The organism is Paraburkholderia sp. SSBN10T, from assembly GCF_056619545.1.
In genome coordinates this window covers 26,876-50,435 of record NZ_JBWQQI010000015.1, presented here as the reverse complement: position 1 = coordinate 50,435, position 23,560 = coordinate 26,876, and the positions used below count along the sequence as shown (strand labels likewise).

The 23,560-nt window shown below is 62.5% G+C and carries 16 protein-coding genes and 1 pseudogene; 8 read left to right on the top strand and 9 right to left on the bottom strand.

Annotation, left to right across the window (positions count from 1 at the left end):
• The first annotated feature begins 60 nt into the window (after window positions 1–60).
• A complete protein-coding gene (locus AC1ECK_RS22300) occupies window positions 61–1,449 on the top strand; it encodes a DHA2 family efflux MFS transporter permease subunit (RefSeq protein WP_480322794.1) in 1,389 nt (462 codons plus the stop codon).
• Between the two features lie 15 nt (window positions 1,450–1,464).
• On the opposite strand, the gene AC1ECK_RS22295 is transcribed toward AC1ECK_RS22300, so the two are convergent.
• The gene (locus AC1ECK_RS22295) at window positions 1,465–2,034 is read right to left on the bottom strand and encodes a hypothetical protein (protein WP_480322792.1); all 570 of its coding nucleotides are present in this window, start codon (window positions 2,032–2,034) and stop codon (window positions 1,465–1,467) included.
• Window positions 2,035–2,151: 117 nt separating this feature from the next.
• On the opposite strand from AC1ECK_RS22295, the gene AC1ECK_RS22290 reads away from it, so the two are divergent.
• Window positions 2,152–3,084 (top strand): helix-turn-helix transcriptional regulator, encoded by a 933-nt coding sequence (locus AC1ECK_RS22290; protein WP_480322790.1) that lies wholly within the window; start codon window positions 2,152–2,154, stop codon window positions 3,082–3,084.
• Window positions 3,085–3,113: 29 nt separating this feature from the next.
• On the top strand, window positions 3,114–5,159 hold the full coding sequence (locus AC1ECK_RS22285) for a DUF3857 domain-containing transglutaminase family protein (RefSeq protein ID WP_480322788.1): 2,046 nt from the start codon (window positions 3,114–3,116) through the stop codon (window positions 5,157–5,159).
• Here AC1ECK_RS22285 and AC1ECK_RS22280 read toward each other — a convergent pair.
• The 3 genes and pseudogenes from AC1ECK_RS22280 to AC1ECK_RS22270 form a co-directional block, all read right to left on the bottom strand.
• Window positions 5,153–5,536 (bottom strand): annotated as a pseudogene (locus AC1ECK_RS22280) (undecaprenyl-diphosphatase); the annotation flags it as partial. The gene AC1ECK_RS22285 and the pseudogene AC1ECK_RS22280 sit on opposite strands and share 7 nt — an antisense overlap.
• A 269-nt stretch (window positions 5,537–5,805) precedes the next feature.
• The gene (locus AC1ECK_RS22275; protein ID WP_480322786.1) at window positions 5,806–6,960 is read right to left on the bottom strand and encodes a branched-chain amino acid ABC transporter substrate-binding protein; all 1,155 of its coding nucleotides are present in this window, start codon (window positions 6,958–6,960) and stop codon (window positions 5,806–5,808) included.
• A gap of 568 nt (window positions 6,961–7,528) precedes the next feature.
• Window positions 7,529–7,990, bottom strand: coding sequence for a hypothetical protein (locus AC1ECK_RS22270; RefSeq protein ID WP_480322784.1), 462 nt, complete (start codon window positions 7,988–7,990; stop codon window positions 7,529–7,531).
• Between the two features lie 268 nt (window positions 7,991–8,258).
• Here AC1ECK_RS22270 and AC1ECK_RS22265 point away from each other — a divergent pair, with 268 nt between their 5' ends.
• Window positions 8,259–8,453, top strand: a complete 195-nt coding sequence (locus tag AC1ECK_RS22265; RefSeq protein WP_480322782.1) for a hypothetical protein — start codon at window positions 8,259–8,261, stop codon at window positions 8,451–8,453.
• A gap of 95 nt (window positions 8,454–8,548) precedes the next feature.
• On the opposite strand, the gene pdxY is transcribed toward AC1ECK_RS22265, so the two are convergent.
• The 3 genes from pdxY to glgC form a co-directional block, all read right to left on the bottom strand.
• Window positions 8,549–9,412: a pyridoxal kinase PdxY gene (gene pdxY, locus AC1ECK_RS22260; RefSeq protein ID WP_480322780.1), complete on the bottom strand. Its 864-nt coding sequence runs from the start codon at window positions 9,410–9,412 to the stop codon at window positions 8,549–8,551.
• Between the two features lie 272 nt (window positions 9,413–9,684).
• Complete coding sequence (gene glgA, locus AC1ECK_RS22255) at window positions 9,685–11,145, bottom strand: glycogen synthase GlgA (RefSeq protein ID WP_480322778.1); 1,461 nt, start codon at window positions 11,143–11,145, stop codon at window positions 9,685–9,687.
• 52 nt (window positions 11,146–11,197) lie between these two features.
• Complete coding sequence (gene glgC, locus AC1ECK_RS22250; RefSeq protein WP_480322776.1) at window positions 11,198–12,469, bottom strand: glucose-1-phosphate adenylyltransferase; 1,272 nt, start codon at window positions 12,467–12,469, stop codon at window positions 11,198–11,200.
• A gap of 466 nt (window positions 12,470–12,935) precedes the next feature.
• On the opposite strand from glgC, the gene AC1ECK_RS22245 reads away from it, so the two are divergent.
• The 4 genes from AC1ECK_RS22245 to AC1ECK_RS22230 all read left to right on the top strand — a co-directional run bounded on the left by AC1ECK_RS22245 (window position 12,936) and on the right by AC1ECK_RS22230 (window position 20,432).
• Window positions 12,936–14,024, top strand: a complete 1,089-nt coding sequence (locus AC1ECK_RS22245; RefSeq protein WP_480322774.1) for an alpha/beta fold hydrolase — start codon at window positions 12,936–12,938, stop codon at window positions 14,022–14,024.
• 809 nt (window positions 14,025–14,833) lie between these two features.
• Entirely contained in the window at window positions 14,834–18,010 is a 3,177-nt protein-coding gene (locus AC1ECK_RS22240) for a S8 family serine peptidase (protein WP_480322772.1), read from the top strand.
• Window positions 18,007–19,185 carry a trypsin-like serine peptidase gene (locus AC1ECK_RS22235; protein ID WP_480322770.1) on the top strand — a complete coding sequence of 393 codons (1,179 nt, stop codon included), beginning with the start codon at window positions 18,007–18,009 and terminating at the stop codon, window positions 19,183–19,185. The genes AC1ECK_RS22240 and AC1ECK_RS22235 overlap by 4 nt, the downstream gene beginning before the upstream one ends.
• Window positions 19,176–20,432: a hypothetical protein gene (locus AC1ECK_RS22230; RefSeq protein ID WP_480322767.1), complete on the top strand. Its 1,257-nt coding sequence runs from the start codon at window positions 19,176–19,178 to the stop codon at window positions 20,430–20,432. Before AC1ECK_RS22235 ends, AC1ECK_RS22230 begins: the two co-directional genes overlap by 10 nt.
• A gap of 299 nt (window positions 20,433–20,731) precedes the next feature.
• Here AC1ECK_RS22230 and AC1ECK_RS22225 read toward each other — a convergent pair whose 3' ends face one another.
• Together AC1ECK_RS22225 and AC1ECK_RS22220 are read right to left on the bottom strand one after the other, a co-directional pair.
• Window positions 20,732–21,166: a GNAT family N-acetyltransferase gene (locus AC1ECK_RS22225; RefSeq protein ID WP_480323046.1), complete on the bottom strand. Its 435-nt coding sequence runs from the start codon at window positions 21,164–21,166 to the stop codon at window positions 20,732–20,734.
• A gap of 408 nt (window positions 21,167–21,574) precedes the next feature.
• Window positions 21,575–23,389, bottom strand: a complete 1,815-nt coding sequence (locus AC1ECK_RS22220; protein ID WP_480322765.1) for a methyl-accepting chemotaxis protein — start codon at window positions 23,387–23,389, stop codon at window positions 21,575–21,577.
• Between the last annotated feature and the right edge of the window lie 171 nt (window positions 23,390–23,560).

Genomic DNA, 23,560 nt, shown 5'->3' with positions numbered 1-23,560 from the left:
CCCGGCGCTGCGCGCGCCCGGCGTTTTGCTGCCGCCGCGTTTTGCGGTAAAAGGGAGCGCATGACCGATCGCTCCCGACTGATTCCCGTTATCGTCGCCTGTCCGCTGTTCCTGCAGAATCTCGACACGTCGATCATGGCGACGGCCTTGCCGTCGATTGCCCGCTCGCTGCAGGTTCAGACGCTGCATCTGAATCTGGCGATTACCTCCTACCTGCTCAGCCTCGCGGTGTTCCTGCCGGCGAGCGGCTGGCTCGCCGACCGCTTCGGCGCACGCCGCGTCTTCTGCGCGGCGATTGCGCTGTTCTCGCTGGGTTCGGCCCTATGCGGACTGGCCCAGTCGCTGCCGCAACTGGTGCTGTTCCGCGTCCTGCAGGGCATGGGCGGGGCGATGATGGTGCCGGTCGGACGGCTGATCCTGCTGCGCAGCGTGCCGCCCGCGCGGATGGTGGCGGCGATGGTGTGGTTCACCGTGCCGGGCGCCATCGGCCGGCTGGCCGGGCCTTTGCTCGGCGGCCTGGTGGTGACGATTACCTCGTGGCGCTGGATCTTCCTGTTGAACATCCCGTTCGGCGTGCTGGGCGTGCTGATGGCGCTGAGCTTCATCGACGATAGCCACGAACCGGTCTACGAGCGCTTCGATCTGACCGGTTTCATCCTGCTGTCGAGCGGGCTCGTCGGCCTCGTGAGCGGTCTCGATACCGCAGGGCGCGGACTGGTGCCGCAGGCGGTGACCTTCGCGCTGGCGGGACTCGGCGCGCTGTCGATCTTCGCCTACTGGCGCTACAGCCGCCGGATCGACGATGCGATCATCGATCCGGGCCTGTTGCGCTACAAGGCGTACCGGACCGCCGTGGTGGGCGGCATGCCGCTGCGCATCGCGATTGGCGCCTCGCCGTTTCTGCTGCCCTTGATGCTGCAGCTCGGCTTCGGCCTGTCGCCGCTGCAATCCGGCTCGCTCAGTGTGGCGACGGCAGTCGGTTCGCTCAGCGTGCGCGCGGTGATGCAGCAGGCGATCCGGCGCATCGGCTTTCGCACGCTGCTGATCGGCGCGACCTCGCTGACCGGCTGCTTTTACGCCTGCTACGGGCTGTTCCGGCCGAGCACGCCGCATCTGCTGATCTTCGTCGTGCTGCTGTTCGGCGGCTTGTTCAATTCTCTCGGCATGGTCACGCTCAATACGCTCGGCTACTCCGATATGCCCAAGCCGATGATGAGCCGCGCCACCGCGCTATCGAGCATGGCGCAGCAACTCTCGATCAGCATCGGCGTGGCGTTCGCCGCGTCGCTGCTGGCTCTGACCGCGCATCTGCATGGCGGCAGCGCGGCGCATCTGACGGCGCGCGATTTTTCGCCGGCCTTCGGCGTGGTCGGCGCGCTGACGCTCAGCTCGCTGTTGTTCTTCACCCGGCTTTCGCATGACGAAGGGGCGGAGTTGCGGCAGCGCTGAGGGCCGCGGCTTCGATCAGCGCGGGCGCCGCCGCGCCTGAAACTCCGCTTCGAGCGTCCACGTGATGCCGTCGGGCGCGAGCGCGACGCCGCTCCAGCGAAACGAGTCGGGCGTGATATCGGTGAAGCTCCAGCGGATCGGCGTGCCGTTCGCGTGCGTGCCGATCTGCACGACCTCCGCGCCGACGCGGCGGCCCACCAGTTCGTCGCGCTGGCCGGTGGCCGGGTTGAGATAAGTGATGCGCCAGGCGCGCAAGGCAGGATCCCATACACGTAGCGTGGTGCCGTACATCTTGTCCGCGACGGTGTCGGCGCCGTCCGGGTTGTACGCCGGCGTGTCCGGTTCGCTGCGCGGCGGCATGATCCACACGTCCTGCACCGCGAGTCCTTCCAGCACCCAGGCGAAGTGGATTTCGCCGCGCCGCCGCTCGGCGCGCACATCCTTGAGGTAATGAATCACGTCCATCTCCCAACTGCCGATCAGCCAGCCGTAGACGTCGTCGGCGGCGTCGATCGAGGCCGAGCGGCCGGGGGCGCACAAGGCAAGCGCGAAGCCGTGCGCCGGTTGCGTTTCCTGTGGAATCATCACGCGGACTCCTTCTATGGGCGAACAATCGTCGAGCGGCACATAGCGGCGCTGCGGCAAACCGGGTCGCGCGCCGATGTGCTACAACCACAATACCGGAGCGGACGAGGTGCGATCTTGGGGAAAATTGCCGCGCAGTTGCAGCAGGCGCTCGCGCAGCGCACGTTCGAAGGCACGCCTGGCCGCATCGTTGCGCGCCCGCTGGCCGAGGGCGACGGCTGGTCGGTCGCCGACGTCCTGTGCACGCACGGCCCGCGCGACCGGCCGTTCGAGGAGCAGCACGGCGGCACGTGCATCGCGATGGTGGTGGCCGGCGCGTTCGGTTATCGCTGCGCCGCCGGGCAGGCCTTGCTGACGCCCGGCGCGCTGATGCTCGGCGAGACCGGCATGTGCTTCGAGTGCGGCCACCGGCACGGCGCCGGCGATCGTTGCCTGTCGTTTCATTACGCGCCGGCGTATTTCGAGCGGCTGGCGGCCGATGCGGGCATGAGCGGCGGCGACCTGAGATTCCAGCATGCGCGGATTCCGCCGTTGCGCTTGCTGGCGCCGCTGATCGCTAGGGCTTGTGCGGGTCTGGTCCAACCCTGCGGGCCAGATGACGCTTCCTGGCACGAACTCGCTATCGACCTGGCTGCCGCCACGCTGCAGGCAGCCGGCGCGCTCACCCGGCCGGCTGCCGACGCCGGCACCGCTGCTGCGTCACGCGTCGCGCAGACCGTTTGGCTGATCGATGCGTCTCCGGAGGCGCCTCATACCCTGGGCAGTCTTGCCCGCGCTGCTGGCCTGAGCGAGTTCTATTTTCTGCGTACCTTCCAGCGCGTCACGGGCGTGACGCCGCATCAATACCTGCTGCGCGCGCGTTTGCGCGCGGCCGCCCTGCGGGTGGCGGACGACACGGCCAAAATCGTCGATATCGCGCTGGAATGCGGCTTCAACGATCTGTCGAATTTCAATTACGCTTTTCGTCAGGAGTTCGATGTAAGTCCGCGCGCATGGAGAACCCGTGGCGCACGCAGTCGGCGTGCGTCAGTCAAGGCGCGTGCAATATGAGGCGCTTCGCACGGCGCTGGTGTGCCGCCATGGCATGGGCGATCTGCGGCGCCTGCGTGGCGTCGGCGTCCTCGGTGGCCAGGGCGGACGGCAACGCAGACCCCCGGCCGTCGGGCGACGACCTCGCCCCGTCCACCATCGAACGCGACGTGCATTACTTCGTGATCCAGAAGGACGGATCGGTCGAGGAACACGACGACACCGTACTGCGTGCGAACACGACGAGCGGTGTCGACGACATCGCGCAGCGCTACGTCTGGTTCAACAAGGATATCGAGCAGGTGCAACTGCTCGCCGCCGAGACCATCGACGCGGACGGCACCGTGCATCCGGTCGGCGCGGACGGCATTCGCGACGTGCAGGAGCCGCGCTCGGCCGGCGCGCCGACCTTCGAGGACGGCGTCTTGCGCACGGTGATCTTCCCGGGCGTGGAGCCGGGCTCGCGGATCCATCTGGCGTTTCGCAAGACCCGCACCCGAGCGCTGCAGGCGGGCACGTTCGCGTACCTCGTCGAGCCGACCCGCGATCCGGTCGAACTGCAGCGGCTGATCTTCGATCTGCCCGCCGACGTGCCGCTGTACGCGGATGCACGCGGTTACGCGGCGCTGCCGCCGGTGACGGAGAACGGCCGCACGCGTTACGAGTTCGACTACCGGCACGGCCCGTATGCGCCGCTCGAATCAGGTGCGGTGGGCTATGAGACGTGGGGCGACCGGCTGATGGTCTCGACGGTGCCGGACTATGCGACCTTCGCCGCGCGCTACAAGGCCCCGGCAGTCGATCCCACCGTGAACGATCCGGCCATCGTGCAGCTCGCGCAGTCGCTGACGGCGGGAACCTCCGATCCGCGCGACAAAGCACGCACCCTGTACGACTGGGTGCGCCTGAATGTGCGCTACGTGGCGCTGTTTCTCGGCGAGACGGCGGCGGTGCCGCATAGGGCGATCGACATCCTGCGCAACCGCTATGGCGACTGCAAGGATCAGGTCGCGCTCTATGGCGCGCTGCTGGCGGCGCTCGGGATTCGCAGCGAAGCGGTGCTGCTCAACCTCGGCCCGTACTACAACCTGCCGGACGTGCCGGGCTACGGCGAAAGCGCCATCAATCACGCGATCGTCTGGATTCCGCAATTCTCGCTGTACGCCGACACCACCGCGGGCGGCATCGCGTTCGGTTATCTGCCGCTCGTCGTGATGGACCGGCCGGTGCTGCTGGTCGACGACGGCGTCATGTCGCGCACGCCGGCCGTGCAGCCGCGCGCGCGCTCGGTGCGCTTGCAGATCGACGTCGATGAGAGCGGGGCGGCTTCGTACGCGTACCGGGTCGAAGACGCGGGGGCCACGGCCGAACTGGAGCGCAACGTGTTCCGCCGCGCCACCCGGCAGCGCGCCCAGGCGATTGCCGCGAGCCGGCTGCTGCAAACCGGCTTGCACGGCACCGCGCATTTGCGCACCAGTGACGTTGCGACCACCGTGGGGCCGTTCACCACCACGATGCTGGGCACGCTGCAACACTTCACGTGGACTGACGGCACCACCGCCTTGCCGGCGCTATCGAGTTTCGCGGGAGGGATTGCAAGCCAGGTGCAGTCGTGGCTGGCCGAGCCGCAGCGTACCCAGCCGTGGGTCTGCGTGGGCGGCGACTTCGAGGAGACTTCACAGATCAGCTTGTCCGCCACCGTGCGCGTGACCGATCTGCCGGTCGATGCGAGCGTGCAGGACCGCTTCTTCGATTACGCCTCGCACTATGTGTTCGATCCGGCAACGCGCGTGCTGCAGATCACGCGCCGCTTGCACGCCGATTTCGGCCATCAGGTCTGCTCGGCCGATGAGTTCAACGAAGTGCAGGCGTCGCTCGTGAGGATCGAGCGCGATGCCTCGTCGCAGATGGTCGTGCGCGCGACACCGCCGGTTTACCGTTTCGCGCAGCCGAGCCGGATCAACGGCGCGAAGGCGAACCGGTACAGTCGCACGCTCGCGCCGAACAGCGTATCGAATACGCGTCCTTCGCAAAGTGCGACGCCGCTCGCGGCGATCAGCGCGACCAGCACGGCGCCGAGCATGTCGAGAGGGTAGTGCACGCCGAGATAGATGCGCGCCCACGCCATCGGCAGGCCGAGCAGCGCCAGTACGAGGCCTGTGACGCGAATCTGCGGCAAGCCATGCCGGCGATGCGCGGGCAACAGCAGACTGAAGGCGACCGCCCACCAGAGCGTCAGATGGTCGCTCGGAAACGAGGCATCGGGCGCATGCTGGAGCAGGTTGGTGCCGATGCCGAGGACGAAGGGTCGCGGATGTGGCCACACCACGCCGATTGCGTAGCTGATGAGACAGGCCAGCAAGGCGGTCAGCGCCGCGCGAAACGCCGCACGCCGCCACGGGCCGCGGCCGGCTAGCCACGCGGCGACGAGTCCGCAGGGAATGACCCAGATCAGGTATTCGGCGAAGAACATCGCCATGGTGACGAGTGCCGGGCGCGCCGGCAGGCTTGCGTTGACAATCAGGAAAAGTGAGCTGTTAAGGTGTTCGATGTAATCCATTGCATTCGGGCAAGCGGCGGCATCAGTCTGCCGGTTCTAGACGTGTCGCGGGCCATGCGGGTCTCGCCGTCATGCACGAAACCCACATGGCCCGCGGGGGCAAGCCTGTGAGACACGCCGCTTGCCGAAGGGTTCAGCCGGTCAGGCGCTCAGATGCTCAGATGTGCGCGCAGACCTACGGCTTAGCTGCCGCCGCCCTTGGTCACGATCGGCACCCACGTGCCGCCCTTGACCTGGTAGAGCGTGGAGCCGGCGTTCTTCAGCGAACCGTTCGATTCGAAGGCAATCGGACCGGTCACGCCTTCGAAGCTGATCGCCTTCAGCACCGGGCGATACACCGCGGGCGACGACGACTTGGCCTGCTGCATCGCCTTGATTGCCGCCCACGCCGCGTCGTAGCCGAACGGCGCATACGAGAGGATGTCGACGCCAAAGCGCTTCTTGAACTTCGCCGAGAAGTCCTTGCCGCCCGGCAACTGCGCGAGCGGCCGGCCGTATTCCCATGCCATCGCGCCGTCGGCTGCGTCGCCCGCCAGCTTGATGAACTCCGGATCCATCACGCCGCCGCCGCCCACCAGTTGCGCGGTGATGCCGAGCTGCTTCATGCGCTTGATGACGCCGGCGGCCTGGGTGTCGAGCCCGCCGAAGAAGATCAGATCGGCGTTGGCCGCCTTGATCGCGGTGAGCTGGGTGCTGAAGTCGACGGCCTGGTTGTTGGTGTACTCGTGCGCGACGATGTTGCCGCCGTGCGCCTTCACGGCCTTCTCGAACTCGTCGGCCTCGCCCTGGCCGAAGGCGGTGCGGTCGTCGAAGATCGCGATGCGCTTGGCCTTGGTGACCTCGACCGCGTAGACGCCCGCATTGCCGGCGTTCTGCGCGTCGGTGGAGATCACCATGAAGGTGTTGGCAAAGCCGCGCCCGGTAATGATCGGATTGGTGGCGGCCGGGTCGATCACCGGCGTGCCGGCCGTTTCATAGATCTGCGAAGCCGGAATCGTCGTGCCCGAATTGAAGTGGCCCACCACCACCGAGACGTTGGCGTCCACCAGTTTCTGCGCCGCCTGCACGCCGACGCGCGGGTCGGCCTGATCGTCCTCCGAGACGAGCTGGAAGTTGGCGACCTGGTCGCCCACCTTGATCTTTTGCGCGTTGGCTTCCTCGATGGCGAGCAGCGCGCCGTTTTCGAGGTCCTTGCCGTAGCCCGCATTGACGCCCGTCAACGGCGCCGCGAAGCCGATCTTCACCGGCAAGTCGTCCGCAAAGCCGGACAGCGGCGCGACTGCGAAGATCGCGCCCAACATCACAGCGAGGGGTTTCAGCGTATTGCGAAAACTCATGGTCTCTCCTTGCTTCGACAGGTTCAGTTATGAAAATCGAAAATCGCTAAGGGTGCAGCCGGCCAGGGCGGCCGGGTAGGGCTGTCATGTCACGCTGAAGCAGCGCCCCGCGCGGTCGACGCGAATACGAAGACGCAGGCGTTGGGGCTCAGGCTTTGCAATGAAATGTCAAGGGCGGCTCGATGCGTGCGGCGTGGTCTCCTTTAAATGGGGCCGAAGTGAGTGAGGGTACGAAGGATCGTACGCCGGGAACAATGATGGAAAACACCGGGAAGCGGGCGCTGCGGGCAAGCCCTGGTCACGTGCGCGGCTTCTTGCGTTTGCCCATCGGCATGGCGCGAATATAGAAAGCCAATTTGCGAGCGTCTTGGCAGTTCACGGCGCTTTGGATGAGAATTTCGGCATAGCCGCCGAAGCGGGCGGGCGACAGGCGGGTGTCAGGCGAATGGCGCGTGCCGATGCCGGCACACGTGAGAGGTCCGGCGCGAGACCGCCGGTTGAGCGGAAGGGAGGGCGGTGCGGGAGCGGCGGCGCCGCTTGGCGCTGACGGCCCCGTGTTACTGCCCGTTTACTGCTCGCCCTGCAATCGCAGCACTTCTTCGCGCAGGCGCACGAGCGGTTCTTTGGTTTCGTCGTCGGCCCAGGTTTCGAGATCGTCGATGGCGCGCTGGCAGCCGTCGAGCACCAGGTCGAGATCGACCGGCACGCCGTTGGCGAGCGCGAACTGGAGGGTCTGTGCGAACTGCTGGCACTCGTCTTCGCCGTACGAGATGTCGAGATTGTCCGCGATCACTTCGGCGATATTGCTGCGGGCCTTGTCGTCGGCCGTCACCAGATCGATGATGCCGCGCGCCACCGCGGGCGAGTAGTAGAGCGCGATATCGAGCCATTGCGCCGGGTCGAAATCCGCCTCGCCGAACTGGTTCTCGAAGTACTCGATGGCTTCCTGTTCGTGCGTTTCGTCGGCATCGACGCTGATGCACAACTCCTCGAAATATTCTTCCCGCTCGCTGCGGATCTGACCGTCCATCTGTGCCTCGTTTGCCTGTAGCGGGTGCTTGAAAAGGACTGCGTGCACCACGCGGCACGCATTATAGGACGAGCCGCTGACAATCGCGCGCGCGTGCGGTTCGCGGCGGGATTGCGCGCGGATTGCAGCGCGGCGCTGCAATAGTGTGTTCCGTCCAGGGGGGATGCGCCGCGGCGCGCCGGTTGTTAGACTCGCGGGCCGCGACGCCCGGTGCAGGACGGCTGGTTTGCGGGGCGGCTTTTTGTTTGGACTTGTCTGGAGAAATACGATGAAGGGAGTGTGGTTTTCGCTTGTTGCCCTCGCGCTAGGCGTAGCGGGGGTGGTGAGCGTGGTGCCGACGATTGCGGATGCGGCCGGTTTGACGCGTGCCGGGGTGCTGGCGGTGATCGCTGGTCATGATTTTCCGGGCACGGCGCCGTTGGCTGCGAGTGGCGGCAGCGGTGGAGCTGGCGCCGTCAAATAAGGCTGTCGGATAGGGCCGTCAGATAAGCTTGTCAAGCAAGGCTGTCAGGCGAGGCTAGCAAGCAAGTCTGCCAAACAAGGCCGTCAAGCAAGGCATCACACCGTCTCGACGGTCCACGCATCGAACCACTCGCGCGGCTGGGCGATTTCGTCCTGCGCGGCGATCAGTTCCAGTTCATAGCGGCCCGCCTGCCAGGTGGCCTTCACCACCGCGTTCACCGCAGCGAGCGTATGTTCGAAGGCTACCCGGACCGGGTCGCCGAGCAATGTGCGGGCGACGAACACCGCGCTCGTCAGATCGCCCACCCCGACCGGCTGCCGCGCAAACGGATAGAGCGGGCGCTGGACCATCCACGCTTCGCTCGCAGTGACCACCAGCATGTTGAAGCGGTCCGCGAGACTGTTGCGGTCGAGCAGATGCTTGACCAGCACGATCTTCGGGCCACGGCTGAGCACCTCGCGGCAAGCTTCCACGGCTTCTTCGACCGTATCGATCTCGCGGCCTACCAGCCGCTGCAATTCGCTGTGATTCGGCGCCATGCCGTCGCTCACCTCGGGCATGGTGCGCACGAGAAACTCTTGGATGCCCGGTTCGACCTTGTAGCCGGTGGTGGTGCCCATCACCGGATCGCAGAAGTACCAGGCGCGCGGATTGGCCGCCTTGACGGCCTTGACGATTTCGATCACCGCCTGGGCCTGCTCGGGTGTGCCCAGATAGCCCGAGAGCACGGCATCGCAGCGCGGCAGCACGCCGATCGCGCCGATCCCCTCCACGAGGTCCTGCATCTGCGAAGCGTCGATGGCGCTGCCGGTCCAGTGGCCGTATTGCGTGTGATTCGAGAACTGCACGGTATTGAGCGGCCAGACGTTGACGCCGAGACGGCACATCGGGAACACCGCGGCGCTATTGCCCGCGTGTCCGAAGACGACATGTGACTGGATGCTCAGGACGTTTTTCATGATCGGTTTGCCGGCGCGATGGAAGGGGCGCCGTTCTTGACCGTTTGCGACCCAAGGTGCGTCAGCGCCTAGGTTCGCTTGCGGCCGGATTCGGTGTGCAATAAACAATACATGAGTTTTCGCGCGGCTGGCTTGATCCGGCCCCGTGGTGTTGCGCCGAGCCATCATTGCGCGCCTGACTGGCACGCGTCGGCACGTGTGGCGGTCCGCCGCCGAGCGGCGGCAGAGGAGGGGAGCAGGCGCCGGGCAGGGCTCGCCGGCCGGCGTCTGCCTCAGGTCAATTCGCGGTATAGCGCAAGATAGCGTTCCGCCGAGGCGCCCCAGCCGAAGTCCTGGTGCATCGCGCGCCGTTGGGTCGCCTTCCATTCGCCATGCCGCGCATAGAGCGCGAAGGCGCGACGGATCGCGGCGCCGAGCGCCTCAGGTTCGAAGCGCTCGAACGCGAAGCCGGTGGCCAGATCGTCGGCGAGATTTTCCAGCGACGCGTCGACCACGGTGTCCGCCAGCCCGCCCACGCGGTGCACGAGCGGCAGCGACCCATAGGCGAGTGCATAGAGTTGCGTGAGTCCGCACGGCTCGAAGCGCGACGGTACGGCGACCACGTCGCTGCCGGCGATGATGGCGTGCGCGAGCGCCTCGTCGAAACCGAGTTCGACCGCCACCGACTCGGGATGCGCATGGGCCACCCGTTGCAAGCCGTTTTCGAGCGCGGGATCGCCGGTGCCGAACACGACCAGTTGGCCGCCACGCTTGACGATCTCCGGCAGCGCGGCGAGCAGCAGGTCGAGGCCTTTCTGCTCGGTGAGGCGGCTCACCACGCCGAACAGCAGCGCATCGCTCTTGCTTGCGAGGCCGAAGCGTTTCTGCAGGGCGGCTTTGCAGGCGTGCTTGCCGGACAGCAGGGTCGAGGTGTAGTGCTCGGCGATCAGGCCGTCGGTCGACGGGTTCCACACCGAGTAGTCGACGCCGTTCAGAATCCCGGAGAGGTCGTGCGAGCGGGCGCGCAGCATGCCGTCGAGCCCGCCGCCCTGGGCGAGCGTCTGGATTTCACGGGCGTAGGTGGGGCTCACCGTGGTGATGCGGTCGCTGTAGTACAGGCCCGCTTTGAGAAACGACAACTGGCCGTAGAACTCGATACCGTGCATGCCGAAGAAGTCGGCCGGCAGCGCCAGTTGACCGAACTGGTGAGCCGGGAAAATGCCCTGATAGGCGAGGTTGTGCACCGTGAAGACGCTGCGTGCGACAGCCCGGCCATGCTGGCGCTCGGCCGCTTTCAGATAGGCCGGAGCGAGGCCCGCATGCCAGTCGTGCGCATGGACGATCTGCGGCGCCCAGGCCGGATCGAGCTGCTGCGCGAGTTGCGCGGCCGTCCAGCCGAGCAGCGCGAAACGTTGCGCGTTGTCACCGTACGGCACGTGCTCCGCGTCGAGATAGGGGTTGCCTGGCCGGTCGTAGAGCGAGTCGGCGCGGATCACGTAGACCACCAGACCGTTGGCCGGCAGCGTGCCCTGTTCCAGCGTCACCTGCGGCGCGTCGAAGCGGCGCCCCAGGCGGGCGACCGGGCGCAGGTCGGTGAGGCCCGCCACGACCGCCGGAAAGCCCGGCAGCAGAACCCGCACATCCGCACCACGCTCGATCAGTGCCGGGGGAAGGGCGCCCGCCACATCGGCAAGACCGCCTGTTTTCAGGAGGGGATACAGCTCGCTTGCGACGTGCAGGGCGCGAATCGTCATGGGCAATTTTCCGGTTGTGCTGAGCGTGAGCTCGGGTTTGCAGGTCGCCGTTCTACTGGTCCGCTGGCTTGCCCCTGAGCGCGTCCGGCGTCACCAGCACCACGCCGCTGTCGGTGCGGTAGAAGCGTTCAGCGTCGAGCGCCGGGTCTTCGCCGATCACCGTGCCGTCGGGGATCGTGCAGCCGCGGTCGATCACCACCCGGCGCAAACGGCAACTGGCGCCGACGGTGACCTGCGGCAACAAGACTGCCTCATTGATGTTACAGAAAGAATTCACCACCACATTCGACGACAGCACCGAGCGCGAAATCTGCGACCCGGAGATCACGCAGCCGCCGCAGACGATCAGGTTGGTGGCCGAGCCTTGCAGCCCGTTCATGTCGCGCACGAACTTGGCGGGGGGCAACTGCTGCTGTTGCGTCCAGATCGGCCAGTCGGGGTCGTAGAGGTCGAGCGTCGGGATGGTCGAGGCCAGATCGAGATTGGCGGACCAGTACGCGTCGATGGTGCCGACATCGCGCCAGTACGGCTCGACCTTCGGGTCCGACGACACGCATGACATGCTGAATGGATGCGCGATCGCATGACCTTGCGTGACCACACGCGGCAGGATGTCCTTGCCGAAGTCGTGATCGGTTTCGGCGCTGCTGATGTTCTCTTCCAGCAGCGTGTACAGGTAGTCCGCGTTGAACACGTAGATGCCCATGCTGGCGAGCGCCGTATCGGGCCGCCCCGGCATGGCGGGCGGGTCGGCCGGCTTTTCGACGAAGCCGGTCACGCGGCGGTTTTCGTCCACATGCATGACGCCGAACGCCACCGCGTCCATGCGCGGCACCTCGATACAGCCGACCGTGCAGTCCGCGCCGCTGCCGACGTGGTCGCGGATCATCCGCGTGTAGTCCATCTTGTAGATGTGGTCGCCGGCCAGCACGACGACGTATTTCGGCCGGATCGAACGGATGATGTCGAGGTTCTGGAACACCGCGTCCGCCGTGCCGCGATACCAGTGTCCGCCTTCCACGCGCTGCTGCGCAGGCCACAGGTCGATGAATTCGTTGAACTCGCCGCGCAGGAAACCCCAGCCGCGCTGCACATGCCGGATCAGCGAGTGCGCCTTGTACTGCGTGACGACTGCGATCCGCCGGATGCCCGAATTCAGGCAATTGGACAGCGCGAAGTCGATGATGCGGTACTTGCCGCCGAAGTGCACGGCCGGTTTGACGCGCTTGTTGGTCAGCGGGCCGAGCCGCGTGCCGCGTCCGCCCGCGAGGACGATTGCCAGGGTGGCGCGTTGCAGATCGTTGAGGCTTGCCGGAGTTTCCATGCTTTGTCTCCATTGTCGAGCGGAGTGGGCGCTTTAGCGCTTGCCCCGGTTCCATGCAACTTGGTTGCCGATCTCGTACCCCGGATGATGCTGGCTTTTTTTCTTATCGATTCTGGTCCAGATATTCGCTTCTGTCGCGCTGCCGTTGACAATTGTTTGCTATTTCTAGCACCGATTTGCGGCCTGCGAATAGTCTGGATTATGTGGATGCCCAACCTGTCGGTGTCCTGCGCAAGATCGCAGCCTGCCGTTCAGGCGTCCGTACGGAACGGCGCATAGCGTGGCGAATGGTGCGGCGCAATAGGAGGATAGGGGGCACGCGTGCCGGGCTCGCAGCAGGATTCGGATGGGAAACGTAAAATCGGCCGCTCGATTGCGCGGCGGCTGCGCTGCGCTCCGCTCGAGCCGCTTGGTCCGCCCGTGGACACTGCCTCGCTGAACCCGGATACGCCGGACCCTAACGCCTATGAATTTCAGCCGCCACAACCTGTTAGCCCTCGCGAGCGCTTGTGCGCTGGTTATCTCCGTTGCGTCCCACACGGCGTTCGCCGCGAGCGATAGCGCGGACAGCAATCTCGCGGCGGCGAGCACGGCGGCCGGCAACGACGGTCCCGCCTACGGACCCGAACTGCAAGGTTTCGACTATCCGGCGCCGGTCGAACAGTTCGACTTCACCTCGCAAGGCGTGGCTTTGCACATGGCCTATATGGATGTCAGGCCCGAGCATGCGAACGGCCGCACGGCAGTCTTGCTGCACGGCAAGAATTTTTGCGCCGCTACCTGGGAGCCGACTATCCAGCGCCTGAGCCAGGCGGGCTACCGGGTGATTGCCCCGGATCAGATCGGCTTTTGCAAATCGAGCAAGCCCAAGCACTATCAGTACAGCTTCCAGCAACTGGCGCGCAATACGCATGCGCTGCTGGCTTCGATCGGAGTGCAGCGCGCCACGCTGATCGGCCATTCGACCGGCGGCATGCTGGCGATCCGCTACGCGTTGATGTATCCGCAGGATACGCAGCAACTGGTGCTGGTTAATCCGATCGGGCTCGAGGACTGGAAGGCGAAAGGGGTGCCCTCGCTTTCCGTTGATCAATGGTATGAGCGGGAGTTGAAGACTACCGCCGACAGCATTCGCCGCTATGAACTGGCTACCTACTATGCGGGCCATTGGCGCGCCGACTATGAGCCGTGGGTGCAGATGCTGGCGGGTATGTATCGGGGGCCGGGCAAGCAGATCGTGGCTTGGAATTCGGCGCTGCTTTACGACATGATCTATACGCAACCGGTTGTGTATGAGCTGGGTGAGCTGCAGATGCCGACGCTGCTGCTGATTGGGCAGAAGGACACTACGGCGATCGGCAAGGATGCCGCGCCGCCGGAGGTGCGCGCGCAGATTGGCCATTATCCGGAACTGGGCAAGGCTGCCGCGAAAGCGATTCCGCACGCAACCTTGGTTGAATTCCCCGACCTCGGTCATGCGCCACAGATGCAGGATCCGCAGGCGTTTCATAAGGCGCTTTTGGATGGGTTGGCAGTGGTGTCGATGAACCGCTGAGCGTTCGAACGGGTTTCTGTCCCGTCGCCGTACTTCTGCGTCGTTCACCGCTAGGTGAAATTGCCTGAGGCTATTTTGCGGTTCTTCGCGGAGTTCCGGGGAGTTTGCTTGCGGACAGGTTGTAGTCGGCCATGATGAGTCATTCGTCGTCACAATTTTCCGGAGGCTCAGATGGCGGCTCAGCACGTGGAAGCAGTCGATGCTCGCTGAAAAATTCGAAGGGTTAGATAAGATGAGCGTTCTCAAAACTTCTGCGTCTGTACGTGCGGCCCCACATATATCGAAAGGTATGTGAAATAATCGCGAAGTATTTTTTTGGCGGCAATAGGCACGCCGGTAAATCGAAGAAGATGCGGTCACATTTTAGATTCTTTGCGGTGGAAGAACTCGGTTGCTGAATTTTCGGCCAAAAAACGATCGTTTAGAAACTAAGTCTGATGATACGTGTGCTAGCCAACGCAGATAAACGAAAGGTACAGAACCAACGTCTGAATTAACCTAGAATTATCAGAGATGGTCGCAGAAGGTTAAATTCAACTGATCGAACAAGTGGGTATTGGTGATCGAAAGTTGATCGACTAATATCAAATGGGCATGACCTTGCGACAGCTAAGCACGTTGGGTATGCATCAACCACACGCAATTAACGTCAGAATCGTAAGATTGTCGAGCTTCCTTTAGGCGCTTAATTGATCCTTGCCGCTGAAATGGACGGCACGTCCGTATGATCGCGAATGAGTTCGCGCGAGAAGTACTCATCCTTTTAATAACAAAGTTCTTCAAGTCGCAAACGAAGCGGGGGACGCGCCATGTTCAATCGCCTGTTCGTGATGTTGGTAATCGCACTGATATCTTCAAGTGCCTTTCCGCAAGACCAGCAGGTTGTTAGAGGCCAGGTTTCGCTGAGCAAAGACGAAGTAATCGCGGCGAAAAAGCTTGTGCTCGCTCCAGGCGCAGAGATCGTGACGAACGGTTACAACCTTCTGCTTAAGGCCCAGGAGATCACGGTTGGAGAGGGTGCGGCGGTGCGGGCGTTCGATTCCCCGGCCGCGGTCAACAGCGACGGAAGGGATGCGGGTACGTTGGTTCTGCGCGCGAGCCGCGTCTCCGGGTCACAATTGAGTGTCGATCTGACGGGTCAAAAAGGTGGGATACGGTCTATTCCCGACTACAGAGAGTATTCACCCTCTTCAGCGGCAGTTCAGGTGGTCTGCCCTCCCACCGGGCCAACCGCTGGAGGTGATGGTGGTGTGGCGACTGTTGACGTTTCAGAGGGAGGCAGCAAAGTTGTTGTGGCTGTGCAGGGTGGTCAGGAAGGTGAAATGCCCACGTTGCAGCGCAACGTGCAGGCAGGCTGCCCGTCACAAGTCGCGGGCGATGATAACAGTAGTGGTCTCGCGAACGGTCAATCTTCAACGGCAGGAAAGCCAGGTCACTTGGTCAATAGTGACGGTTATCTGACGATTTCGATTACAAATCGAAATGCCGCGCCGGGACTGGCGGAGTCTCTGATTCAATTGTCCCAACTGGCTCGCTCCGAAACGTTTGCCACATTGCGGCGTTCCGGCCAGCAAGCCGATACTGATTGCGAGTCGGTTGCGCGGTCGGACATCAGCGGCAGAACATTCGACCTGGCTCGGTGTGCTGCAGTCTGGCCGCCGCGCACCGAGGCACCCGAGATTAGAAAGTTCGAAAAGGCGTTTGCGGGGGACGTGAAACTCAAGGGCATTGATGCGTTCCCCGCGGTACAAGTTACGAGCTTTCGATATCAACAACGCTTAACTCTTAGCGAAATAACCAACAGGAGTGCCAATCAGGTCTACCGGGCCGACGCGCAAGGCGTGTACCAGATAACAGAAAAATATAGGAAAGTCCTCTGCAACCCGAATGTCACGTTCATTCCAGAAGCCGAATGCACTGTTAGAGTGAGTCCCCAGTTACCTGGTGCGGCGCCGGTCTTCTATGTCTCACAGACCGGTTACAAGATTCGGGCCCTCACCAAGATGCCCCGTATTTCCGTTGCCCAAATCGCCGAGAGGTTGCAAGGCCCCGTCGAGAACGCTATTTTCGGTCGAACGCCGCCACCTCACGGATCCGTCGCATTGCTTGTCAATATCACTCGTACGGAATCCAACGCAGTCTCGGAGGTGTCCGCGCTGGTTTCGGTCTCTCAAACGAATCCAGCCCGAACTGCTTCCGAATTGTGGAAATCGGCTGGCACTGCCCCGACGGACGTCGAGCTGGCCGAGAAAGACAATTCACCCGCGTTTCTGCTCTTCGATCAGATCAAGGATGATCGCTCGATGCAGCTTGAAGACTGGGTGAATACGTTTGAGACAGGCGTGCGATCTGCGACATCTTCCGGTTGCAAGTTTGGCCCAGCCACGGACTGGCACGTGGATGGAGCCGCGAGCGTCCTTTTCCCGAGGACAAGTGAGGCGCTATTTAGCCAAGGCTCGAGCGCGACAGGAGGGGTCAGTCCGGGCACGGTCAAGGGTTTCATCCTGACCGATCGCCATTTTATTGGCGATTCGGAATTCGATGACGGCCAGAAATGGTGGTTGTCCCCGAACTACGGCGACGGCCATCCGGTAGTCGGAGTCGTGGTGTTTAGCGACCCGTTTGCCGACGAGGAAGCGATTGATATGGACTCAGCCCTGCACATGTTGGATTCGAGCGAGTCGAGGCTGCTCGTCATGTCTGCGCACCAGAGTCGGGACGGAAGTCCCCCAGCTCGGTATGACAGTCAACCTTGGTATGTGACGGGGAGCTATAACTACAAGGGGGATTGCGATAAGAAGTATTGGCCAAGCTGTCTGGGGAGAAACTCTAGGGTTCTGGTGGTCGCACCTTCAGAAATTAGTACCGATGCTCCCAGAAAGGCGTCGCTGCTCTCCCCTGAGCTCGTTGCGCTAGGCGGATCCACCGTGAAGATTGCAGCACCCGGCAAGTCTATTCCGGTCTGGTCGCCTTGCGCTTCACAGCCGGTCGTGGTGAATGGTACCGCTGCGACGCCGAACTCAAATCAGTCCAGCTCAGGATTCCACAATGAAGACGGGTCGTCTTTCGCTGCCCCGATGGTCGCGCTTGTCCTTGCGCGAATGATGGAGATTGGTCCGGAAAGGTACAGTCAATACGCGGCGGCACCTGTGTGGCGCCTGCTTGCGACGGCCGATCCGTTCGTCAGGCCAGACGGTTCGATCAACCGTTCGGACGTTGCGTTTGGCGAACTCAACGCGGGTCGCGCGCTGCGTGGCATCACGGACGAAGAGACGGGCCCGGAGGGGAGGGCGACGGTCTATTTCAGAAGCAACGGTGCCGACGGAAATCTCAAGATCCAGTCTGCAGTTGTTTTGCCTTACCCGTGGACCGACGCAGACAAGAACGTCGAACCGCAAGGCAATCCCGTTCAATACGGCTTGGACAAATATGAACGTGGCGTGCTGGCATATCAGACGGTCACAGCGAATGGTGATTTTCATAATGAAAGAGCCCTGGATTTCCGGGATGTTCTTCGAATTAAAAGATCAACTTCGGTCGGGCCCCACGGCGAGTTATTGTTCGACATCTATTATCTAAAATCGAACGATGCAGGAACGGAGCGATTCGTTGACGTGTATCCTGCGGTCCGCCTCGGCGTGGGATCGCAAGTCGCCTTCCCGGGATTTTGCACGGAGGATGGCAGAACTAGCGGCCCCCTGTCCGGAGACGCTTCCGGTCAGGCTCGGCCAGCCTGCCTATATATGTGGGATACCACTTCTCAAGCTGGCTTCGTGCCCATCGATCTCAACGGGATAGAAGAGATCGTTGCTCCGCCAGCTCATCTTTGGACGCATTTCGTAAAAGGAATCCGACCCAAAGAGATCGCAGGGATTACTGGTAAGGATTCACCCTGGCGTGCTGAGTATTGCAAGGTTGGTCCGCGCCCGAAAATGATCTCAGTGCTGGCCAAGCTCGGACAGCCGACAAGGACGACATGCCAATGATCCGGATCCGCCGTCACTACTGGTGCGCACTTCTTTCGGCCGTCGCGCTCATGGTAGGCCACATTGCGCCTTCCTCGGCGCAGACGCCTCCCGTGGTCGATCCCGAATCTGTCGATGACCTGTTCACACAACCGCTGATAATCAGCGATAAATTCAACGGCGGTTACTTTCGCGCAAGCTTGACGAGCGCGGATCCAATTCCTGATGACTGGAATTTCAGTCTCGACGACGGGATGGGCCACACTCGCAATTTCAACCGGGCCAATATCAAGGCTTCGCTGATAGGAGTGCCCTCATCGCGCGAAATTTTGCTCGATCTACCCGCCATGCCTGGCAGCCGCATCACAGCGAGTTCGCAGCAAAAGAACCTCAAGTTATCCGTGGTCGCGCTCGTCCACTTTTCGCAAATGAGTCAACAGCAGATGATCAACAACGGAAGGATCGACATGTTCGATGGGGACGTGGACGGCACGATTAGGGCGCTTGGCCCGTCGTTCGGGCGACTCGAGATGCTTTCCTCAAGCGGTGCCATCTTAGGCGTCTGCACCGCGTTTCGTGTTCAGAGCACACTCTGGATGTCAGCCGCCCATTGTGTCGCGCGTTCGGATGAACGTGACGATGTGGCCCGCTGGCGGATTCAGCCGCTGGACTATATGGCTGAGGAGGGCGGCCCGCCTTATTGGGCAATGCCGATCGCAACAGGGCAGAAAGATGGCAAAGCCGATCCTTCCGCGCCGTTCGCGCCCGAAGATCTGGACTACGCGCTATTCAGCATGAGCGACGACCCTGGTGGTCGATCCCTCACACTCGCAGATAACGGTCCTCCGGCGGAGGGAACTTTGATGGACCTGCTTCAGCATTGGAACGGCGCATTCGGACCGCACGCCGGCAAGGGACGATCCACCGGCAAGGACTGCAAGGTGTATCACCGCTATGGCGCTAGAGATATTTCATATCCGGAGTTGTGTCCAAATGGATTCCAGCACGGTTGCAGTAGTGACGAGGGAGCTTCGGGAGGTCCGTTGATCGACATTACGACCCTCAAGGTTCTTGCGATTCATCTCGGCGGCGGACTGCCGAAACAGTTCAATTGCTCCATTGAAATTTCAACGGTGATCAAGAGTCTGTGCAAGTCCAACAACGCAATCGCGAAGGAGATAGGAAGGTGCCCATAATCTCGTACGTAAATGCAAAGTCCGTTGTTCCTCTTGCTTTGGCAACCACTATCGGAGGATGCGGAACTGGGGGGTATGTTCCGCCGGAAGCGCTTGCGCCGCCGACGGTCGCGTTCAGCAAAGATGTTGCAACCTTCGCCGCGGACGTCCAGAAGTATCAATTGACGCCTTATCCACGGTCAGTCAGGAGTGACCTGATCGCCGCGGTTGTTAGAAATACCGCGGAGACCAACGGCTGGACCGATGCAACATTCAGGCAAGGGCTCGCGACGCTCAATGTCGATACGTACTTATGTTTGCCGCGATATTCCGTTGAAAGAGTGTCCTCCAGAGTGCTTTATGTCGGCGCAGTAGCAAGCGCCGCGGGATCTCTCGAAAGCGCGCTCGGCGCCTCGTCTCCTCAAGCATCGACACTCTTGAAGGCGTTGGGGACCGACTACAGCATTTCTGTCAAAACACTACCGGTTCCGACAACTTTTGACGACTGGACGGCGGGTGACGAAGGCAAGAAATGTCTGAATCAAGTAACTCAAGGAGACCCCTACGTCACGCGCTCGTATATCGGAAAAGAATTTGCCTTGGCCGCGATTCCGGCTGCGGTCAGCTTGGTCGACACGGTTTGGTCAATCGCAAAGCCGGTCGTGACGAACGCCTTGAACAACGTCGACATCGAAAGGCGTAACGCTGCCGTTCGCGATTACTTCTCCAACCCGAGCAACGTACAGTTATTAGAGGACAATTTGGCAAAGACCGAGGTTTACCTGGATCGCGAATATAAACTGTCACAAACGCGCGCCTCGGGTAGAGCCGCGACTGCGGCACGGTATCTTCTGGACCCCAGCTCTCCGCACTGGAAATCTGTTCAATCAGTCCTTGGGACAGCGCAATGCAGGGTAGCCACCGCTGCTCTACATGCGAACAAGACCACGCCGGCAGGTGTCCGGTGCCTCGATTCAGCGATGGCCGCCTTGGCCCCAGCTCTGCAGTCGGCATTGGACACAGCAGACGCCTTTGACACTTCCATGGACTTACAAATGCCCGATCCAGGAGAGCGGCTGAGCAAGCAGATTAATACGCTGCAGTCGATTGCGCTTGGAAATCAGCCGCCGGCAGATCAACTGAAGGCACTATGGGCCGCCATGCTTAGGTATAGCGCGCTTTATGAAGCAGTTGGAACCGCTGATTCCGACGCGAATAAAAAGAAAATCACAGACGACTGGACGGACGTGAAGAAGTCTTTACAGTGAAGTAGCTTCTTGTGACACGCGAAACTGAGCGAGTGCGGCCACGCGCGAACGATTATGAATGCTGTCGGGATGAAGATTGTAGTGGCCGATGACCCGCGGACCCAAGCGGCGGTTGAACACCGGAAGCGGTCATTGTGACCAATAAAATCTTGTCGGCGGCTCCGGGTCGACTCGGGCCGGTCGACGTCGGCCCGGGTTCGGCCACGATCAGTGAACGTGAATCGTGCGCGTGGCGTGGCGGATGCTATCGTCGAGGCACGCGTCGATTGACGAGGCAGGCGTGAAGTGACCGGCATGCGTCAAGATGGCTTGTAGACGTTCGGTCGCAAAACCTCCATGAAACGCCATACGTTCCCGAGTTCGGTAAAGCCGAACTGCGCATAGAGGGAATGCGCGTCCGATGTCAGCAGCAGAAGACGACGAAGGCCAGAAAGATCCGGGTGTTGCATCACTTCGTGCATCAGCCATTTCGACAAACCTTTGCCCCGGTGCTCCGCCAGAATGAACACATCGGCGACGAGTGCGAACGTTGCCCTGTCAGTGACGACGCGAGCCAGGCCGACCTGCACCGCCGCATGATAGACGCCGAAGCACAGCGAATTAGCGATCGACTTTTCGACGACCTCTCGAGGTATGCCAGCGGCCCAATACGAATCTTCCGACAGAAACCTGAAAATCATTTCGTGGTCGAGGCGCGCTGCATCAGTCGAAATTTCGTATCCAGCGATAGTCATGGTCACAGTGCTGTCCTCGTGGAGTTGGCGATGGGCGACGAGCTTCGTCGGGTAACTATCAAGCCGCATCGATCGGTGCGCCATCGCCTGTTGGTGGCGCCTCCACCGTGAGTCAACCTGACTCCAGGCCCGATACGTCTATCGAAGATTCTGAAGGCGAGGCCCTTCGTTTGACATGTACAGTGCCTTTGCTCTTACCAACACAGTTGCATTCACCATGTGATACAGAAGGGCCGGCATTGAAGATGGAGCGCGTCTACGCGCCACAAGCGTAGCTAGTGGCGAACTGGTGCACCCCTCACCGAGTGTTGAATGGCCGCTGTCCCAACCAGGGACCGTCGCCTTACCCCCCCGACCTACGGTTGGCGACCGTGAACGTTGACGATATGAGGGTTCGCCCAATGCGCATTACGCGCGTGCATCGGCGTGGCGCAACTGGAACAGCGCCACAATGCCCGACAGGCCGTGCGCCTGCTCATTCAGCGTCGCCGACGCGGCGGTCGATTGCTCCACGAGAGCGGCGTTTTGCTGTGTCGCCTGATCCATCTCGGCGACACTTTGGTCGATCTGGCTGATGCCCGCGCTCTGCTCGCGCATCGCGCCGTCGATTTCGCCAATAACGCGATTGACACGATCGATTCCCGCGACGATTTCCTGCATCGCTGCGCCGGCTGCCTGGACTCGCTGTGCGCCCGTGCTGACGCTGGTCTCGGAGGCCTGAATCAGGTCCTTGATCTCGCGCGCGGCGGTGGCGCACCGCTGCGCCAGCGTACGCACTTCTCCCGCCACCACGGCGAATCCACGGCCGTTCTCGCCAGCCCGTGCCGCTTCGACTGCCGCGTTGAGGGCGAGGATGTTGGTCTGAAACGCGATGCTGTCGATCACGCCGATGATTTCGGTAATGCGCGCCGAGGACCTGGCGATATCGTCCATCGTAGTGACCGCGCTTGTCACGACTTCGCCGCCGCGCGCCGCCGCCTGGCTCGCCGAGGTGGCCAGCCGCGTGGCCTCCATCGCGGATTCGGCCGACTGCCTGACGCTGGCGGTCAACTGCGTGAGGGCCGCCGACGTGTTCTGCAGATTGCAGGCGGACGTTTCCGTGCGCTGCGACAGATCGCGGTTGCCCATTTCGATTTCGCTGGTCGCGGTTTTCATGTTCTCCACGCCGGCACGCACGTCCAGTAGCACCGTGCCGATCTTGTCGACAAACGCGTTGAACGACGCGGAAATCTGCGCCACTTCGTCGCGGCCGACCACCGGCAGGCGATGCGTAAGATCGCCACTGCCCGAGCCGATGGTATCCATGGCATCACGCACCTGCGAGAGGCTGCGGAACGAATGCGAGGTGAAGAACGCGGCGATGCCCACCGCGGCCAGCGTCAGCAGCACCATCGCCACACCCAGCGCTTGCAGGACGTTGGCCAGACCTGCCGTTGCCTCCGCCTTGTCTAGTGCGATCACCAGATACCAGTCAGTACCGTGCACCGGCTGCGCTTTGAGCAGCTTCGCGCCCCCGCCCAGATCGACTTCCATCGGCGCACCGGCTTGCGCGAGCGACGCCAGCGCGTCCGGCGTGAGTGCCGCGGAGATGTTGGTTGCCTGCTTGAGAATCAACTTGGCATCCGGATGTGCGATAACCTGGCCGTCGCGCGTCACCACGAAGGCGAGGCTCGAGGGCGTCGGGTGCACGGCGGCGACCACTTCGCGCACGCCGTCGAGCGGTACGGCGCCGCTCAACGCCCCGGTCGCTTCGCCGTTACGGATCATCGGCGCGGAAAACGACACATAGGGCACACCCGTCGACGCGTCACCGTACGGCTTCGTGACAATCAGTGTGCCGGCCGCGACGGCCGCCTTGTACCAGGGGCGCGCGGTCGGGTCGTAGTCCTTGGGTGTGGTGCTGCTGGTCGAGAAATAGGTCTTGTCGGTCCACCCGACTGTGGTGATCGGAAAGCCGTCCGCGGCACTCATATGCTTGACGAAACCTTGCGGATCCCCGTGCTCGACTTCCTCGGCGGTGACCTTCACGGCCTGCGCTTTGGCTGCCACCCACTTGTCGATGGCCAGCGCATTGGCGCCGGCCACGGCGCTCAGGTTCTGCGCGATGGTCTCCATCGTGTTGGCGCGTACCGTGGTGTAGGCCGCGGCGCCCGAGAGCGCGAGCGCTCCGATTACGGTGGCGGAGGAAATGATCAGGATGCGGGTTCGGAGTGACGAAATCATGTTTCCGTGAAGGATGGAAGGGTGTTGCACGAATCGGAACGCCTGCTGCGACATCTCGGTACGACCCGAGCCGAACCACGGTTTCAGGTCTACCTTCACGAACTACGGCAAATAAAAGGAGAACTTGAGGCGCTGTTGGCGACGGGGGGGCGAGGGCGGGTGGGGGGCGGG